At 60.5% G+C, this 16942-nt stretch carries 14 protein-coding genes; 11 read left to right on the top strand and 3 right to left on the bottom strand.

All coding sequences use genetic code 11. The features are described from left to right. Positions 1 to 47 precede the first annotated feature (47 nt). The 3 genes from A6U86_RS15985 to A6U86_RS15995 are packed head-to-tail and all read left to right on the top strand — an operon-like array spanning position 48 to position 3114. A complete protein-coding gene (locus tag A6U86_RS15985) occupies positions 48 to 1373 on the top strand; it encodes an ABC transporter substrate-binding protein (RefSeq protein WP_068394002.1) in 1326 nt (441 codons plus the stop codon). 51 nt (positions 1374 to 1424) lie between these two features. Further along, positions 1425 to 2291 carry a carbohydrate ABC transporter permease gene (locus tag A6U86_RS15990; RefSeq protein ID WP_068392956.1) on the top strand — a complete coding sequence of 289 codons (867 nt, stop codon included), beginning with the start codon at positions 1425 to 1427 and terminating at the stop codon, positions 2289 to 2291. 1 nt (position 2292) lies between these two features. Further along, positions 2293 to 3114: a carbohydrate ABC transporter permease gene (locus A6U86_RS15995; RefSeq protein WP_068392959.1), complete on the top strand. Its 822-nt coding sequence runs from the start codon at positions 2293 to 2295 to the stop codon at positions 3112 to 3114. Positions 3115 to 3151: 37 nt separating this feature from the next. Here the strand turns inward: A6U86_RS15995 and A6U86_RS16000 are convergent, their stop codons facing one another. Then, positions 3152 to 3964, bottom strand: coding sequence for an IclR family transcriptional regulator (locus A6U86_RS16000; RefSeq protein ID WP_068392962.1), 813 nt, complete (start codon positions 3962 to 3964; stop codon positions 3152 to 3154). Between the two features lie 129 nt (positions 3965 to 4093). Here A6U86_RS16000 and A6U86_RS16005 point away from each other — a divergent pair, with 129 nt between their 5' ends. The 8 genes from A6U86_RS16005 to A6U86_RS16040 all read left to right on the top strand — a co-directional run bounded on the left by A6U86_RS16005 (position 4094) and on the right by A6U86_RS16040 (position 14306). After that, entirely contained in the window at positions 4094 to 5170 is a 1077-nt protein-coding gene (locus A6U86_RS16005; RefSeq protein ID WP_068392964.1) for a succinylglutamate desuccinylase/aspartoacylase family protein, read from the top strand. Further along, a complete protein-coding gene (locus A6U86_RS16010; protein WP_083196849.1) occupies positions 5160 to 6098 on the top strand; it encodes a threonine/serine dehydratase in 939 nt (312 codons plus the stop codon). Before A6U86_RS16005 ends, A6U86_RS16010 begins: the two co-directional genes overlap by 11 nt. A gap of 175 nt (positions 6099 to 6273) precedes the next feature. Continuing rightward, positions 6274 to 7293, top strand: coding sequence for a sugar ABC transporter substrate-binding protein (locus A6U86_RS16015; RefSeq protein ID WP_068392970.1), 1020 nt, complete (start codon positions 6274 to 6276; stop codon positions 7291 to 7293). A gap of 110 nt (positions 7294 to 7403) precedes the next feature. Next, a complete protein-coding gene (locus A6U86_RS34770; RefSeq protein WP_083196887.1) occupies positions 7404 to 9959 on the top strand; it encodes an ATP-binding cassette domain-containing protein in 2556 nt (851 codons plus the stop codon). A gap of 10 nt (positions 9960 to 9969) precedes the next feature. Beyond that, positions 9970 to 10989: a Gfo/Idh/MocA family protein gene (locus tag A6U86_RS16025; RefSeq protein WP_141683712.1), complete on the top strand. Its 1020-nt coding sequence runs from the start codon at positions 9970 to 9972 to the stop codon at positions 10987 to 10989. A gap of 13 nt (positions 10990 to 11002) precedes the next feature. Further along, positions 11003 to 11977, top strand: a complete 975-nt coding sequence (locus tag A6U86_RS16030; protein WP_068392976.1) for an ABC transporter permease — start codon at positions 11003 to 11005, stop codon at positions 11975 to 11977. Beyond that, the gene (locus A6U86_RS16035; RefSeq protein ID WP_068392979.1) at positions 11974 to 12783 is read left to right on the top strand and encodes a creatininase family protein; all 810 of its coding nucleotides are present in this window, start codon (positions 11974 to 11976) and stop codon (positions 12781 to 12783) included. The genes A6U86_RS16030 and A6U86_RS16035 overlap by 4 nt, the downstream gene beginning before the upstream one ends. Further along, positions 12780 to 14306 carry an aldehyde dehydrogenase gene (locus tag A6U86_RS16040; RefSeq protein WP_083196852.1) on the top strand — a complete coding sequence of 509 codons (1527 nt, stop codon included), beginning with the start codon at positions 12780 to 12782 and terminating at the stop codon, positions 14304 to 14306. The genes A6U86_RS16035 and A6U86_RS16040 overlap by 4 nt, the downstream gene beginning before the upstream one ends. A gap of 131 nt (positions 14307 to 14437) precedes the next feature. Here the strand turns inward: A6U86_RS16040 and A6U86_RS16045 are convergent, their stop codons facing one another. Further along, positions 14438 to 16003 (bottom strand): GMC family oxidoreductase, encoded by a 1566-nt coding sequence (locus A6U86_RS16045; RefSeq protein ID WP_068392981.1) that lies wholly within the window; start codon positions 16001 to 16003, stop codon positions 14438 to 14440. A 285-nt stretch (positions 16004 to 16288) separates the two neighbouring features. Further along, complete coding sequence (locus tag A6U86_RS16050; RefSeq protein ID WP_083196853.1) at positions 16289 to 16804, bottom strand: ATP-binding protein; 516 nt, start codon at positions 16802 to 16804, stop codon at positions 16289 to 16291. Positions 16805 to 16942 lie beyond the last annotated feature (138 nt).

The following is a 16942-nucleotide window of genomic DNA, read 5'->3' on the forward strand; positions in this document are numbered from 1 at the left end:
CAAGCCCAATGCAAGTCAAAAACAACGATAAAGGAAAGGGAACAATAATGAAATTCAAATACTTATCGTCTGCAATGCTCGCCCTGATGCTGTCGGCAACGGCATTGCCGGGCCTCGCAAACGCCAAGGTGGTCGTGCTCGGCTGGCCGGGTGGTTCTGAGGAAACCGCCTTGCGCGCCACCACCGACCTCTACAACAAGACCGCGTCCGACGCCGACAAGATCGAGCTGCTGTTCTTCAATCGCGACGGCTTCTTCGACAAGCTGCAGGCCGATATGGCTGCCGGCTCGGACGCTTTCGACGTCAACCTCGTCGCGACCTATTCGATCGGCCGTTACGCTCCCTATATGGAGCCGATCGAGCTCAACGCCGAGGCAACAAAGGTGTTCGGCGATACGGTATTGAAGACCATGCAGTTCGACGGCAAACAATATGGCGTGCCGACGGACCTCTCCCTGCACTTCATGTACTACCGCAAGGATCTCGTCGACGCACTTATCGCCGACCCCGAAGCCAAGGCCAAATATGCCGAGATCTCAAAGAAGTATCTCGGCAAGGAGCTTGCTCCAAAGCAGCCTGACGAATGGACATGGGATGACTGGGCGGCAACGTCGCTCTATTTCAGCAAGCAGGTGAACCGCCAGAGCCCCGTGCGCTATGGCGCCGTGCTGCAGATGAAGAACCTGCTCTTCAACATGATGGTGTTCCAATCCCTTCCCCGCGCCTATGGCGGCGACTGGATGGACGCCAGCGGCAACATCATCGTCGATTCCGACGCCTACAAGACTGCTCTGACACTTTATAAAACGCTCTACGACGCCGGCGTCTCGCCGAAGGATTCACTCAGCTACGAATATGCCGAAACCAACGCGGCCTATAGCTCAGGACAGGCGGCGACCGCCTTGCAGTGGAATGCCGCTGCGGCCGAACTGACCGATGCCAAGAAATCGCCTGCCGTCGCTGATGTCACCGGTGTCGTCGCGCCGCCAGCCGGGCCAAATGGGCGCGCCGACCATATTCACGGTCTCGGCCTCGGCCTGAACAAGAACGCCAAGAACAAGGAGGGCGCCGTCAAGTTTCTGAAATGGCTGTCCTCCGAAGACGCGGCCCTTGCCTATGCCCGCGCGGGCGGCTCCCCGGCGCTGACACCCGACGTCGTTGCAAAAGTGGCCAAGGAGCGTCCCGATCTGGTCAAGCTCGGGGAATTTGCCAGCAAGTACGGCTATGTGATGACCGGCGCTACTTCCGCCAAGGCGCTTTCGGTCTATGAGCTGCAGGCCAAGGAATTCACAGGCTATTGGTCCGGCCAGCAGAGCCTCGATGACGCGCTTGCCCACACCAAGGCCGGCATGCAGGACCTCTTGAAGAAATAAGGACAGGACCGGATGCCCGCTTTAAGGCATCCGGCCGCTGCTGCTGACACCATGGCTCTCGTAAAACGCACCGAAGGCAGGCTCTACCTGGCACCCCTTGTCGGGTTTCTGCTGCTGTTCCTTGGCTTTCCAGCCCTTCTCAATCTTGTCTATTCGGTGTCGACGGTCTCGTTCGAAACATTGCGCAGTCCGCAGATCAGCGGCTTTGGCAATTACGTCACGGCCCTGACGGAAGCGGCGTTCTGGCAATCAGTGTGGTTCTCGCTGCGCTTCGGCATCATCACCGCCGTCAGCGAGTGTCTGCTCGGTCTCTTCCTGGCGATTTTCCTGAAACCATTGCTGTCGGCGCGGCCGGTGCTGATGGCGCCGCTCATGCTGCCGCTCATGGTCGCACCCGCCATGGTCGGCCTGATGTACCGGCTCGTGCTGCACGAGTTCGCCGGACCTGTCCCCTACTATCTCTACGAATGGTTCGGCGACAGCCCCGCATTCCTCGACTACACCAATGCCTTTCGCACACTCATTGTCATCGAAGTGCTGCAGTGGACACCATTCGCCTTCCTGCTTTTCTATGTCGCCTATATCGCCATCCCCGCGGATGTGCATGAGGCAGCCGCACTCGACGGCGCGACGGGCCTCCAGCGACTATGGCGCATCGATCTGCCGCTGATGCTTCCGACGCTGGTTGTCGCCTTCTTCATCCGCTTCATCGACGGGTTCCGCGTCTTCGACAATGTCTACGCGCTCACCGGCAGCGGAGCCGGCGGATCGACGACCTCGCTTTCGATCTACATCTATCAGGCCTTCTTCAAGGAGGGCGCGATCGGCAAGGCGGTGGCGGCCTCCGTCGTCCTGTTCGTCACCTCGCTACTGGTCCTTGCCGGCTTGAACTGGCTGAGTGCACGAAGGAAGAGATAGGATGCTGAAGTCGCTACGCTGGATCGTCTACTGCATCGTGGTCCTTGCCATGAATTTCCCGATCATCGTCACGCTCATCACCTCGTTCAAGACGACGCGCGAGATCTCCAATAATCCCGGCCTGTGGATCGAGCAGCCGACCTTCGACAATTACATCAAGGTCTTCACGGAGACCGAGCGCTTCAACATCTTCCTCTATCTTGCCAACAGCGCCGTGGTTGCGCTCATCGGCACGGCCCTTGCGATCCTGCTCTCCTTCCCGGCTGCCTATGTGATTGCCCGCGGCGAAATGGGGCAAAGGCTCCTGCTGCCGCTCGTCATCAATCTGCGCGCTGTCCCCCTCATCGTCTTCGCGATCCCGCTCTACATGATGTATCAATGGCTCGGACTGCTCGACACGCAGATCGGCCTCGGCCTGATCCTGACGATCGTCAACATTCCCCTTGCCCTCGTCATGCTGGTGAATGCGATATCGGACATACCGTTGGAGTTGGACGAAGCGGCCACCGTCGATGGTGCCAGCGTCTTCCAGATCATGATCAGGGTCATCCGCCCGGTGGTACGCCCGGCGCTCGTGACCACCTTCATCTTCGGCTTCATCACCGCCTGGAACGAATTCCTTTTCGGGCTGATGCTGACGACCAGCCGCGCCGTGCCCATGACCGTCGGCGCCTCATTCTTCTTTGCCGCCAGCGGTGGTGGCGTGCAATGGGGCATGGCATCGGCGGTCATGATCATCGGTGCCCTGCCGCCGGCGCTCCTCGGCCTCGTCATGTACCGGCAGCTCTCCGGCTCGATGACGGCAGGCGCGGTAAAGGGCTAGCCGCCTTCGCGCCGAAACCGCCGCGCCTCGATGCCCATCATCCCCTGGCGGTCATCTCCTTCGGAGAGCGCAGACGTGGCGACAGCCGGCTTGAGATACGGTCGCAGGCTGTCTGCAAGACACTCAACGTGGCCGCGTGACGGCTCTCCCGCGTGTGGCGATTGACATAAGCAATGATGATGGACGCAATCGCGTTGCCATCGGCACCGATGATCGGGCAGCAAATATCGGTGATGCCGACGAAGTCGCGGCTGTCGTGCAGCTCGTAGCCCCTTCCGCGGATGGCTGCCAGTTCCTTGTCGAGCGCCTTGCGGTCGATGGGCGTGGAAGATCGTCCCTGGCATTCATCGACAATCCGTTTTGCCGTGGCGGCTGACTGGAAGGCCAGGATGACCTGGCCAGAGGTCGAATCCGTCGCGAGGCGTCCGTAGCCAAGCTTCAGCGTGAAGGACATGTCCTCCCCGCCCGGAACGGCAGCGGTAACGACGGTCAATCCGTGATTGACGACGACAAGATGCGGCGACTGCTGGCATTCCATGGCGATGGTCGAAAGCTCAGGCATGGCGGCCGACATCAGATCCTGCGTGGTTGGGGTATGCAGGCCAAGCTTGAAGAGCCGGTCGGTCAGCGAGAAGGCGTCCGTTTCGGGATCCCGGTCTATATATCCGCGCTCCTGCAGCGCTACGAGCATGCGGAAGATCTCATTTTTCGAACGGCCCAGGCCATCCGCGATCGCCTTCATCGTCATGGACGTATCGGCTTCGGCAAGCAGCTCCAGGACTTCCAGGCCTTTGGTCAGGGCCGGTGCCGAATAGGAAAGCTTGCCGCTCTCATTGGAACCATTGCTCATCTCATCGAATCCTCCTTGGGAAGCCAACCATAGAAATTGCCGCTGCTCTTGTCATTCGTTTCATATTTGAACTTGACACTATATATAAAACCTCCATGATGCCTCCAATAGCAAGGACGAGTAGTTTCGATGAGCAATCTAAGCGTGGTGAAATCAGAGACGCCGGGACGAAAGCTGGAGACACCCCGTCGCAACAGCATTTTCACATCCATTGACCTTGACCGCCCGGGCAAGCAAATCGGCTATTTCTGTGTGCCGCAATCACCAAATGACGATGCCTGGGGCACGGTTCAGGTGCCGCTCGCCGTCGTCAAGAATGGTGACGGCCCTACGGTGCTGATCGAAGCCGGTAATCATGGCGACGAATATGAAGGACCGATTGCGCTTGGCGAACTTCTGCGCGCAATCGATCCGGCCGACGTGACCGGCCGCATCATCGCGATTCCGGCCATCAATGTCCGGGCCGTCGAAGCCGGCCAGCGGACATCTCCCGTCGACGGGCTCAATTTCAACCGCAGCTTTCCGGGCGACTTCAATGGCACGCTGACGAGCCAGACCGCCGCCTATGTGAACGACTACCTCTTCCCGATTGCGGATTACTTCCTCGACCTGCATTCAGGCGGCTCGTCGCTCATGATCCTCCCAAGCGCCATCATCGAGCCATCCCCGACGTCGGAAGGGCATCGCCGCAACATCAAGGCCACCCTAGCCTTCGGCGCGCCGACCGTTGTCATGGTCGACAATCTCGGCGAGATGCGCACATCCACGGCAGCAGCCAACCAGCAGGGCCTGATCGTCATCGGTAGCGAGATGGCCGGCGGCGGCCTGGTCAGCCAGGATGCGCTCGCCATCTGCCGCCGCGGCATCCGCAATGTCCTCAAGCATGCCGGCGTGCTGAAAGGCGCTCCGGACATGCCGGCGGAAGCGAACGCCCGCGTGCTTAAAGTGCCGGGCAGCCAAGGCTACATACTCTCCGACGACGATGGTGTCTTCGAACCGATCAGCGAGCTCGGCACTGAAGTAAAAGCCGGCGATGTGGCCGGCCGCATCCATTTTCTGCGTTCGCCCGCCCGGGAGCCGGTGATCCTGCATCACCCCATCGATGGTATCGTCTTCGCCAAGCGCCAGCCCGGCCGGGTCCGCCCCGGCAATTGCTGCTTCGTGCTGGCCAACGAATATCCGGAGGCGTTGAGTGATGACCTATGAAGACATCAGGGCCGCAGCCGCCCGCATTCAACCTTTCGTGCGCCGCACGCCGGTACTCAAACTCGAACATTGTGCCGGCTTCGATCTGCGCAACGATTTCCATCTGAAGCTTGAATGCCTGCAGGTCAGCGGCTCCTTCAAGATCCGCGGTGCGGCCAACAGGGTCAAGTCGCTGTCACCCGAACATATTGAGCGCGGCTTGGTCGCGGCTTCCGGCGGCAATCACGGCTTAGCCACGGCCTATATGGCGCGTCAGTGCGGTGTTTCGGCGACGATCTTTTTGCCGAGCAATGCCAGTCCTGTCAAAGAAGAGAAGTTACGCCGGCTGGGAGCCGATGTACGTTATGCCGGCAAAGTATGGGACGAAGCGCATGAAGCGGCCGTTATCTTTGCCGAGCAAGAGGGCGCATTCTACATGCATCCCTTCGCAGACGAGGCCATCGTTTCAGGACAGGGAACAGTTGCATTGGAGATGCTGGAACAGCTGCCGGAGGCCGATCTCTATATTATCGCCATCGGCGGCGGCGGGCTGATCGCGGGCATGTCCGAGGTCATCAAGACTGTCAATCCAAAGGCGCGCGTCATCGGGGTCGAACCCATCGGCTCGCCGACACTGCGCGCCTGCTTCGACGCCGGCCGCGTTGTGCGGCTTGCCGAGGTCACCACCAGGGTCGCGACGATGGCCTGCGGCCGCACCGATGAGGGTATCTATGAGATCGCGCGGCGCAATGTCGACGATATCGTTCTGATCGACGATGACGCCATGCAACGTGCTGCGGCATTGCTGTGGTTCGAGTATGGGATCGCCGCGGATATGAGCGGTGCCGCTTCGCTGGCCGCGCTCATGTCGGGTGCGATCCGCCCACCGCCGGGCAGCCGCATCGCCGGGCTTGTCTGCGGCTCCGGCATCGATGGCTTTAACGCGTAAAGGTTGAATAATTCTGGCATCTTTAGAAAACACTATATAAGAATAAGCGCAAAGCGCCAAACCCCGGCAGGTCGCGTCACTGGGAACAATGACTTACCGGACAGAATGTGAAGAAGAGGCGAGACAACGCCCGTCATGATCACGAAAAGCCTTCAAGGCAGAGGAGAACTGAAACATGCGCACACTTCTGAAAGCATCCGTCACCCTGCTGGCGCTGGCGCTGGCAACCCCTTCGATCGCAAAGGACAAGGTTCTTGGCCTGGCAGCGATCGATCTGCAAAACTCATTTTTCGTCCGCATGAAGGAAGCCGGCGACGTCGCCAGCAAGGATTATGGCGTCAAGACCACCTGGCAGAGCGCCGAAGGCAGCCTGGAAAAGCAGGTTGGCATCATCGAAAATTTCGTCAACCAGGGCGTTAGCGCCATCTTGATCGATCCGATCGACAAGAATGCGGTCGTGCCCGCCATCAAGAAGGCGCTGGCTGCCGGCATCCCGGTCATCACCATGGGCAACAAGGTCGAGGCCGACGGCAACTATTCGACGCTCTATCCGGACTATGACAACATGTCGATGGTTGCGCGCGCCGTCGGCACGTCGCTCGGCGGCGAGGGCGAGATCGCCTTGCTCGTCGGCTCTCGCGGCAACTTCGTGTCAGACACGCGCGAAAAGGGCTTCGTCGAGACGATGAAGAAGGACTTCCCCAAGATCAAGATCGTCGGCATCGAGCCGACCGGATGGGATGCCGCCAAGGCAACCAACGCCGCTCAGACATGGCTGACGACCTATCCTGATCTGAAGGCCATCGCCTGCATTTCCGACAGCCTTTGCCTTGCGGCCGATTCCGTCGCCAGTTCGATGAACGTCAACCTGATCTATGGCGGCTATGACGGCGATGCCGAAATGAAGGACCTCATCGAGAGCGGCAAGATGGTGATGGACGTCCTGACGGGTGCATATCGTGTCGGCTACTGGAATATTGCCGTGGCCGCGCGTCTTGCCAACGGCGAGAAAATGCCGAACGATCTCTTCATGCCGACCTATTTCGTGACCTCTGACGCGACGGCGGAAAAACTGAAAAAGGCCGGTCTCAGCTTCGAGCATATCAACACCGACAAGGAAGCGGTGGAAGCAAAGAACTATACCGAACAGCTCGGACCCAAGGTCCCGACCTCGGCGATGACAGTCGGCAAATAAGTCGACGCAGGGCTGCCGGTGCGCATTCGCCCCGGCTGCCCCCACTCCGTGAACATCCTGAATCCTCGCCCGTGCGGGCGATGCGTATCGTGTTCGAGAGGCGGCCAACCATGCTTCGAAACCAGATCTCTTCCCTGCTCCGCCGCAACGAGCCGGTTCTTGTCATCGTCCTTGCCATTGCCGTCGCCGTGTTCGGCTGGATTGATCCACGCTTTCTGACGACAGGCAATTTCGTCAGCATCGCGCAGCAGAGTGCCGTCATCGCGCTTATCGCCTTCGCCATGACCGCCGTTATCATTGCCCGCGGCATCGATATCTCTGTCGGCAGCACGCTGGCGTTTTCCGGTGTGGCCGCCGGCCTCGTCTATGCATCGACCGGTTCGGCTGCCGCAACGCTTCTAACGGCGATCCTCGCCGGCTCCGTCATCGGCCTGCTGAATGGGGTGCTGATCGGCTTTGCCGGCATCTCTCCCTTCATTGCGACACTTGCGACCATGGCCTTCGCACGCGGCCTTTCGCTCAGCCTTTCGGGCGCATCGAGCATCGCCATCGACAATCCGATCATCCTCTATGCAGGACGCGAAAGCGTCGGGCCAATTCCGGCGGCAATCGTCGTGGCCGCAATCTGCCTCCTTGCCTGGTGGTTCGTCTTTGCCCGCACCGTCTATGGCCGCTGGATCTATGCCGTCGGCGGCAATGCCGATGCGGCGCGGGCCTCCATGGTGCCGGTCACCCTGGTGCGCATCTCGGTCTATCTGATTGCCGGCGCCACTGCCGGGCTGGGCGCGATCCTGACGATCGGCCGTCTCGGCTCAGCGCAGCCGCTTGCCGGCACCGGCCTCGAATTCACCGCCATCACCGCAGCAATCGTCGGCGGCACCAAGCTTTCCGGTGGCCAAGGCTCCATCTGGGGCACGGCGATCGGGGCGTTGCTTCTCGGTGTGATCAATACCGGACTTTCATTCCTGCAGGTGCCGCAGATCGCCATCTATTACATCACTGCAGCCCTCATCCTCATTGCAGTTCTGGCCAGCCAGCCGGAGAGTATTACGACATTCATTGGTAGTGGTCGGCGCAAGAGCCAGACGATGAAGCCCACCATGCCTCAGAACGACGCGGCGAAGATGCCTGCGGGTCGCCGCATTGAGCTGCGCGGCCTCGGCAAGACATTCCCTGGCGTCAAGGCATTGGACGGCGTTTCATTCGCTATATCGTCAGGCGAGGTCGTAGCGCTCGCCGGCGAGAATGGTGCCGGTAAATCGACCCTGGTAAAGTGCATTTCCGGCGTCTACCGGCCCGATGAAGGCGAGATCGCCATTGACGGCCGCCTGGTCGATTTTCATGCCCCGAGCGATGCGCAGGGTATCAGCGTCATCCATCAGCATTTCAGCCTTTCACCCGATCTAACCGTCGCCGAAAACCTCTTCGTCGGCCGCGAGCCGCACAACCGCTTCGGCTTGCTCGACCGCCGCCGCATGCGCCGAGAGGCGGCAGCGATCATGCGGGAGCTGTCGCTCAATATCGACATCGATGCAGAATTGCGGACTCTCTCCGTCGGACGCCAGCAAATGGTGGAAATCGCCCGCGCCATTCTCTCCGACGCGTGGCTCTTCATCATGGACGAGCCGACGAGCGCCCTCTCCCATCGCGAGCGCGATCATCTCTACGAGCTGATTGCCAAGCTCAGGCAGCGTGGCGCCGGCATTCTCTACATCTCGCACAAGATGGAGGAGATATTCAGCCAATGTGACCGCGTGGTCGTGTTGCGTGACGGCAAATTCATCGGTGAGCGCGAGACGCGGCTGACGAGCGAGGCGGAGATCGTTTCCATGATGGTCGGTCGCGAGTTAGGCGACATCTTTCCCTACCTCAAGGCCGATATTCGCGAAAAGGCGATCGAGATATTCGACGCCTCGAACGGCAAGCTGCTGAAATCGGCCTCGCTCTGTGTCCATCGCGGCGAGATCGTCGCCATTGCCGGGCTCATGGGCAGCGGCCGCTCGGAAGTCCTGCGCCTCATCGCCGGCCTGGAAACTCTGCATGAAGGCTCCATCGAGATCTTCGGCAAAAACCAGTCGGGCAGCGACATCAAGGCCGCGAACCGCGCCGGCATCGTCTATATACCGGAAGACCGGCACCTTGAGGGCTTTGTCGGCACCATGTCGATCCGCGACAACCTCTCGCTCGCCTGGATACGCGGGAACAGCCGTTTCGGCCTGCTGTCACCGCGCCGGATCAGCCGTTTGGCGGGTGAGTTGATCGCCTCGCTCGGGGTGCGGCCGGCCCAGCTGGACAAGAGGACGATCGAGCTTTCCGGCGGCAACCAGCAGAAGGTCGTCATCGGCAAATGGCTGGCGACGAAACCGCAAATCATCCTGCTCGACGAGCCGACACGCGGCGTTGATGTCGGCGCCAAGTCCGAGCTGCACCACCTCATCGCCGAGTTGAAACGGCAGGGCGCCGCCATCCTGATGGTATCGAGCGAACTGCCTGAAGTGCTCGGCGTCGCCGATCGCATCATCGTCATGCGTGAGGGCCGCTCGGTCGGCGAACTTGGCCGCGGCGCCAGCGAACAGGATGTTATGGCGCTGGCCTTCAGCGAAAGCATCCGCCCTCCGAATATCAATCCGAGCGACGCCCTTGGCGCGCCGCAACATGTTGCGTGAGGAGCGTTCGATGAACAGACTGCGCATAGCCATCGTCGGTGCCGGCTTCATGGGGCTACTGCATGCCCGCGTGGTCGCCGACAGTGATCTTGCCGAAATATCCGCGATCGTCGACCCGAATGCCGAGCTTGGCAGACAGGCAGCAGCAGAGTTCGGTGTTTCGCATTTTGCGGATGCCGGGTCGGCTCTCGGTGCCGGCGCGGCCGATGCCTATATCGTCGCCGCACCCGACCGGCTGCACGAAGCCGTCACCTGCGAATTGCTGGAGGCTGGCAAGCCGGTCCTTCTCGAAAAGCCGATGGCTCATACGCTCGATGCGGCCAAGGCCATCGCCAGGGCCGCGAAAGGAAGCGGCGCGCGTCTGCTCGTCGCCCATATTCTTCGCTTCGATCCCCGCTATTGCGAGGCGGCTGCCGCCGTCCGCGAGGGCCGCATCGGCCAACCGATCCACGCCAGCAGCGGCCGCTTCACCAAGCGCGATGTCGGCCAGCGGATGAACGGCAAATCCAGCGTCTGCTTTTATCTGGGCATCCACGATATCGACATGCTGCAATGGATCAGCGGTGCCGATATCACCGCGGTCTATTCACGCTCGGTCTCCAAGCTCATGCCCTCGCTCGGCGTCGCCTCGGAGGATGCAATCTTTTCGACGGTCGAAATGTCGAACGGCATGAGCGGCCAGCTCTATTTCGGCTGGACGCTGCCGGATGCAACTCCGACAGGCATATGGGCGCGCACCGAAGTCGTCGGAACAGAAGGACTGATTGATCTCGATGTCCGCGACCACGGGCTGCGCCTGCTGTCGCGTGGGTCCTGGTCCATGCCCGATAGTCAGCACTGGCCGACGACAAACGGGCATATCACCGGCGATCTCTACGAGGAGGTCAGGCATTTCATTTGGGCTGTCCGATCCGAAAAGCCCTTCGTCATGCCGGTCGAGGATGCCTTGCGGGCCGTTGCCGTCAACGATGCCATCCTGCGCAGCGTCGAGACCGGCAGACGTGAAACGGTGGAAGATTGGGCGATTTGAGGCGAAACCAACGATGACGACGACAAACAACCTTCGACTGAGGCGCGTTCTCCACCTTTCGCCGGTAATCCTGCTGGGGTTGCTGCTGTTGGTCTTCAGTGCCGCAGATCCGCGCGTGATTTCGGCGCAGAGCCTGATCAATATCGTGTCGCAGGCGACCCCCATTGCGGTGCTCGCTATTGGAGCGCTGATCGTGCTCCTGACCGCCGGCATCGACCTCTCTGCCGGTATAGGCGTTGCCTTCTGCGCCGTGCTGATCGCGACCTTGATCGATGCAGGCCTCGGTCTGCCCGGTGCGCTCGCAATAGCACTCGTCACCATGCTCCTCGTCGGCCTTATAAATGGCCTCGTCATTGCGCTGCTGAGAATCCCGCCTTTCGTCACGACGCTTGCAACCATGGTGGCACTACAGGGCGCAACGCTCGGCGTTGCCTCCAAGGGTGTGCTGGTGCTGCGCGAGCCCACCTTGAAGTTCATCGGCGTCGAGCGCAGCTTCGGCATACCCAACGTCATCTTCGCAACGCTCATCATCGTCCTGATCGCTGCCGTGTTGATGCGCCGCAGCGCATTCGGGCTCAGGACCTATGCCCTCGGCTCGGACGCGGCGGCAGCACAACTTGCCGGCATCCCGGTCACCAGGCACATCATCCTCGTCTATTGCGCATCCGGCCTTTTCGTCTTTCTGACCGCCTTCGTCATGATCAGCCGTGTTCCCATCGTCACGCCGAATATTGGCGGGACCTCGCTGCTGCTCGATGCGATCGCCGCTGCCGTTCTTGGTGGCACCAGCATCTTTGGCGGGCGCGGCACTGTCTGGGGCGCCGTCGTCGGCGCGCTGATCGTCAGCCTCTTGACTACGGCATTGCGCATCTTCGGCACGGACCCGTCGAGTCTGGAGCTCTACAAGGGCGCCATCATCATCGCAGCACTTCTTGTCGATGCCGGCATGACCTATGCGAAGGCTCGGCTCGTGGGGGCCGCGCGATGAGTTCTTCCAACGACAAAACCAGCACCAAGGGCGCCACCGGTTTTGCCTTCATGACCTCGCCGGATGCAAAGATGCTCAGCGAAAGCGGGCCGAAGCGACCGGTCGCAATCCTGCCGGTCGGCGCAGTCGAACAGCATGGTCCGCATCTGCCTCTCGGCGTCGATATCTGGCTTGCCCATGCCGTGGCGCTCGCTGCGGCCGAAGGCGAAGAGACCATGCGCGTCTGCGAACCCCTGGCCTATGGCTCTTCGCATCATCACCGCGCCTTTGCGGGAACGATGAGCCTGAGCCCGGACACATTTATCGCTGTCCTGGTCGATCTCTGCACCTGCCTCTACGAGGACGGCTTTCTGCCTGTCATCCTCAACGGACACGGCGGCAACCGCGCCGCCATGCAGGTGGCGATAACCAAGCTTGGTCAACGCGGCATCACCTCCGCCGGCTTCAGCTATTTCGATCTGATTGCCGATGTGGCGGCCGAAGTCCTGCCCGACGCAGCCGGCGGCACGGGTCACGCCTGCGCGCTCGAAACATCCCTGATGATGCATGTCGTGCCGGCAAGCGTTCGCGAGTCTTTGATCCCGGAAGGCACGACTCCGCCCTCCTGGCCGGATCCGCATCTGTTCGCCGGCTCAGCCGTCACCGTCTGGCGGCCGTTCGAGACGATCCGCGACAATGGCGTCATCGGCACCCCTTCGCAGGCCTCGAGACAAGCCGGCGAAACCCTGTTTGTCGCCGCCGTCGCGCGCAGCCGCGCCACAATCCTCAAGATCCAGTCGGACTACGGTCAAAGGAGCTCACCATGACATTCCATTTCAAATCCTCGATCGACGGCCCCAACCTGCGCGGCATACCCGTTGTCAAGGAAACGGAAGCCGGCGCACGCATCGGTCTCAACCGCATCGGCTCGCAATGGGTCGCGGGCAGTGCCGGCACATTCCTTGCGGTCGATAGTCCGGCAACGGGCGAGAGGCTGGGATATCTGGCGCTATCGACCCGCGCCGATGTCGGGCGTGCGGTGGCTGCCGCGGAAGCCGCGCGCGAAACCATGCGCAGGATGGGCGTCTTTGCGCGCGCAGGCCTGTGCATGAAAATCGCCGACGAAATCGATCACCGCGCCGAGGAGCTTGCGCGGCTCCTGTGCCTGGAGCAGGGCAAGCCCTTTCATGCCGAGGCCAAGGGGGAAGTTGCGGCGGCGGCACTCGGCTTCCGCAACGCTGCCGAACAGATCAAATGGCTGGAGACGGCAGCCTTCCCCGTAGCCGATGCCAACAAGCGCGCCTTCAGCTTCTTGCAGCCGAAGGGCGTCTTCGCCATCATCACGCCGTGGAATTTCCCGGCGGCCCTTCCCTGCCTTTATTATCTCGGCCCCGCAGTCGCGACCGGCAATACCGTCGTCTGGGTGCCCGCACCGACAACATCGCTTATCGCAGTGGCGCTGATGGAATGCATGATCGAAGCCGGTCTGCCGGATGGAGTCATCAACCTCGTTCTCGGCGACGGCGCGGAAGTGGGCGACGAAGCGGTTATCCATCCGGGCACGCATGCGATCGGCTTTACCGGCAGTTCTGCAACGGGCGCGACGATCGCCCGTCGCGGTGCCGGCAAGCCGTTGTTGCTCGAAATGGGCGGAAATGGCCCGACCATCGTGCTCGCCGATGCCGATATCGACATGGCGGCCGCCGAGATCGGCGCCGGCTGCTTTGCCAATGCCGGACAGATCTGCACCTCAACCGAGCGGGTTCTCGTGCATCGATCCGTGCATGATCGCTTCGTGGACGGACTGATCAAGGCTGCCGGCAAGGTTCGCATGGGCGATCCCTTCGATCCATCGACGACGATGGGGCCGCTCAACAACGCCGCCTCGCTTGACAAGATGGTTAGCCACATGGCCGATGCCCATGCCCGCCAGGCCCGCGTCGTGACAGGAGGCAATATCGCTTCCGGGTTGCCCACCAATCTTTATTTCGAGCCGACCGTCGTGACCGGCCTGACGCCCGAAAGTCTCCTCAACGTCGAGGAATCCTTCGGCCCGGTCGCCCCGGTGCTAACATTCGACACGGATGAAGAAGCATTGGAGCTTGCGGCGTCCAGCCCTTACGGCCTGTCGGCCGCAGTCTTCACCAACACGATCAAGAGAGCCTTCTTCTTCACCGAAAGCCTCCGTGTTGGCATCGTAAACGTCAATGAGAAGAGCTGCTATTGGGAGCCGCATATTCCGGCAGGTGGTGCAGCGGGAACCCAGAGCGGCCTCGGCCGAACGGGTGGCCGTCACACGTTGATGGATATGTGCGATCTCAAGACGATGACGATCGATATCTCACGGTAAATCAGATGCGACCGGCCCATACCGGAACGAGATAAAAGACGGCCTTCGCTCATAAAGAAGCGAAGGCCAGGTGGGGAAAGCAGTCATAATCTGTCGTAGGGCATGCTTCGTTACGTCGCCTCCCTCCACATTCAGCGGGAGGCCCGACGCAGCCTGTCGGCCATTTTCTCGCCGATCATAATGGTTGTCAGATTCGTGTTGGCTTGACAGTCGAGCGGCATGATCGAGGCGTCGATGACGCGCAGACCTTCGAAACCATTGACGCGGCATTCCGGATCGACGACGCCGGCTCCTGCGCGCCCCATGCTGCAGCCGCCGATACCGTGCTGCGCATCGGAGGATTGCGTCAACAGGAAATCCTCGACCGCCACATCGCTGGCCGTATCGAGCCAGGAGAGAGGCTGATCGGAATCACCGAGCAATATGCTTTCGGTGACAGCCTGGATCGATGCCTGCGCCGCCATCTTGCCGAGATGGCGGTAGCCATCACGCATACGCGCCAGATCAAGTGGATGGGACAGCATGTTCTCGTCGACGACAGGCTGATCGAATGGATTGGCAGACCGCAGGCAGACAGAACCCCGGCTCTTGGCCTCCATGAGGATCAGATTGATCATCGCCTCGCCGAACTGCGCGCTATCCGACTCGACGCCGATACCGCCATGGTTCATCGACACGAAGAGAATATCGTCGCGTTCGGCTCCTGGCAGGCCCGAACTCATGCGAACGCAGCAGTTGGTATGCCGCGCATCGACGTCGGTCGCCTTGAATTCGCTCTTCAGCTTGAGCTCGATGCGGCAGTAAGGGTGATCGAAAAAATTCTCCCCAACCGGCAGGTCGGCGATAACCTCCACACCGCGCTTCCTCAACAAGGAGGCCGGACCGATACCGGAGCGCTGCAGGATGACCGGCGAGTGAATGGAGCCAGCCGAAAGAATGACGAGCGGCGCAAGAAATGTCTTCGCCTGACCATTGGTGATGGCACTTACACCGGTCGCCCTGCGGCCATCGAAAATCACCTTGTCCACCGTCGCCGATCCGACGATCGTCAGATTGGTACGGCCACGCGCCGGCTCCAGATAGGCATCATTGACCGAAACGCGCTTGCCGCCACGGCTATTGATGGGGTAGCAGCACACGCCTTCGGCTTCGGGATCGTTCAGATCGTCGTTCCAGACATGGCCAAGGGCCAGCGCACTCTCGCGCATCGCTTTGTCGACATTGCCCCATGTCTCGACCGGAGCGCGATAAATCGGAGTAGGCCCGTTGCGACCGTGATAATCCGCGACGATCGGATCGTCTTCGAGCCGGTTGAAGAAGGGAAGCACATCGCTACCGGACCATCCGCTGCAACCGATATCGGCCCAGCGATCGAAGGCATGAAGCATGCCGCGAATGGCGATCTGACCGTTGACCGCGGTCGAGCCGCCCATGCCCTTGCCGCGCCAATAGACACGGTACGGCTGCCTGCTCGTTCGCCGCGCCATCAGATCCGGATACATGTAAGCGTCCTGAAAGCGGCGCGGCAAAAGCAGATTGAACGGGTTCGGACTTTGCATTTCTGCGGGTTGCTCGCTGCTGCGATAATCCGGGCCGGCCTCCAGCAACAGCACCTTCTTGTTCGGATCTTCCGTCAATCGGGCGGCAAGCACTGCGCCTGCGGCTCCGGCACCAACAACGATGACGTCATAAGGCATGCGGTCATTCCCCGTTCTGTTCGTTGGATAATGGCTACGCGACGCTCTCCCTACAATCGATCACAGGAAGACCGACGAGATCAAGATGAACATATATCGGTTTATATGTAAATGTAATTTTGTATATGAAACTATATTGCCCAATGTTGCTCCATGTCAAAGCCGCGTCGCTATGGCAGAGACATCAAAGTTGGCTTGGAGATTGTCGATGGTTTGCAGTCACAGTTGGGACTTGCCGATGAACGGTTGATGCTATCGATCATCGGCAAACCTCTGTTTTTATGCCTACGATAGAATGACTTTGAACCCTTCCGGTTCCGAGGGTGCGACGAAATAGCGGGAGATCAGTTCGAATTCTGCATCGGAGGCGGCGAAGTCATGCGTGCCGGCCGCATTGCGTGCGCGAAGGCGGGCCTTGCAGATCTCGTCGGGCACGTCGAGGAAGTGGAGGCAATGATCAGCTCCCGCCGCTTCGAAAAGTGTTCTCATCCATGAACGCATGGCGGGCGTGTTTGCCGGAAAATCGAGCACGACCGACAGTCCCAAACGGAGCAGGTTCTGAACATGAGGCCCGATGGCATCGCGCAACCGGCGCGAGCAGCGGATATAGTCGCCAACATCCTTCATCTCTGGGCCAAACAGGCGACTGAGCCAGAAATCCTCGCTGATGACCACGGTGGATGGCATACGGCCCAACTCAGCCGTCAGGGTGGATTTTCCAGCCGCGATCTTTCCGCACAGCATATGCAGTGTCGCTCGGTGGGTGGCCTGGGGGACGTCGTTGAATTCTTGGTCTGACATTTCCGACTCCGGTAAAGCCCGCAAGACGGAAATGGAAAACCCGCCTCGAGGGCGGGTTTAATCACTGGACAAACTATCCGACCCACCATTCAGTGAATGGCGAGAATAATCTGCATGGCTGTGCTGCGAACCTTGTCC

The organism is Rhizobium sp. AC27/96 (assembly GCF_001692325.1).
Classification (GTDB): Bacteria; Pseudomonadota; Alphaproteobacteria; order Rhizobiales; family Rhizobiaceae; genus Rhizobium.

What these genes read in the sequence shown, in the direction of transcription:
- A6U86_RS15985 (WP_068394002.1), top strand. Translation starts at nt 48, where the DNA reads ATGAAATTCAAATACTTATCGTCTGCAATGCTCGCCCTGATGCTGTCG.
- A6U86_RS15990 (WP_068392956.1), top strand. Translation starts at nt 1,425, where the DNA reads ATGGCTCTCGTAAAACGCACCGAAGGCAGGCTCTACCTGGCACCCCTT.
- A6U86_RS15995 (WP_068392959.1), top strand. Translation starts at nt 2,293, where the DNA reads ATGCTGAAGTCGCTACGCTGGATCGTCTACTGCATCGTGGTCCTTGCC.
- A6U86_RS16000 (WP_068392962.1), bottom strand. Translation starts at nt 3,964, where the DNA reads ATGAGCAATGGTTCCAATGAGAGCGGCAAGCTTTCCTATTCGGCACCG.
- A6U86_RS16005 (WP_068392964.1), top strand. Translation starts at nt 4,094, where the DNA reads ATGAGCAATCTAAGCGTGGTGAAATCAGAGACGCCGGGACGAAAGCTG.
- A6U86_RS16010 (WP_083196849.1), top strand. Translation starts at nt 5,160, where the DNA reads ATGACCTATGAAGACATCAGGGCCGCAGCCGCCCGCATTCAACCTTTC.
- A6U86_RS16015 (WP_068392970.1), top strand. Translation starts at nt 6,274, where the DNA reads ATGCGCACACTTCTGAAAGCATCCGTCACCCTGCTGGCGCTGGCGCTG.
- A6U86_RS34770 (WP_083196887.1), top strand. Translation starts at nt 7,404, where the DNA reads ATGCTTCGAAACCAGATCTCTTCCCTGCTCCGCCGCAACGAGCCGGTT.
- A6U86_RS16025 (WP_141683712.1), top strand. Translation starts at nt 9,970, where the DNA reads ATGAACAGACTGCGCATAGCCATCGTCGGTGCCGGCTTCATGGGGCTA.
- A6U86_RS16030 (WP_068392976.1), top strand. Translation starts at nt 11,003, where the DNA reads ATGACGACGACAAACAACCTTCGACTGAGGCGCGTTCTCCACCTTTCG.
- A6U86_RS16035 (WP_068392979.1), top strand. Translation starts at nt 11,974, where the DNA reads ATGAGTTCTTCCAACGACAAAACCAGCACCAAGGGCGCCACCGGTTTT.
- A6U86_RS16040 (WP_083196852.1), top strand. Translation starts at nt 12,780, where the DNA reads ATGACATTCCATTTCAAATCCTCGATCGACGGCCCCAACCTGCGCGGC.
- A6U86_RS16045 (WP_068392981.1), bottom strand. Translation starts at nt 16,003, where the DNA reads ATGCCTTATGACGTCATCGTTGTTGGTGCCGGAGCCGCAGGCGCAGTG.
- A6U86_RS16050 (WP_083196853.1), bottom strand. Translation starts at nt 16,804, where the DNA reads ATGTCAGACCAAGAATTCAACGACGTCCCCCAGGCCACCCACCGAGCG.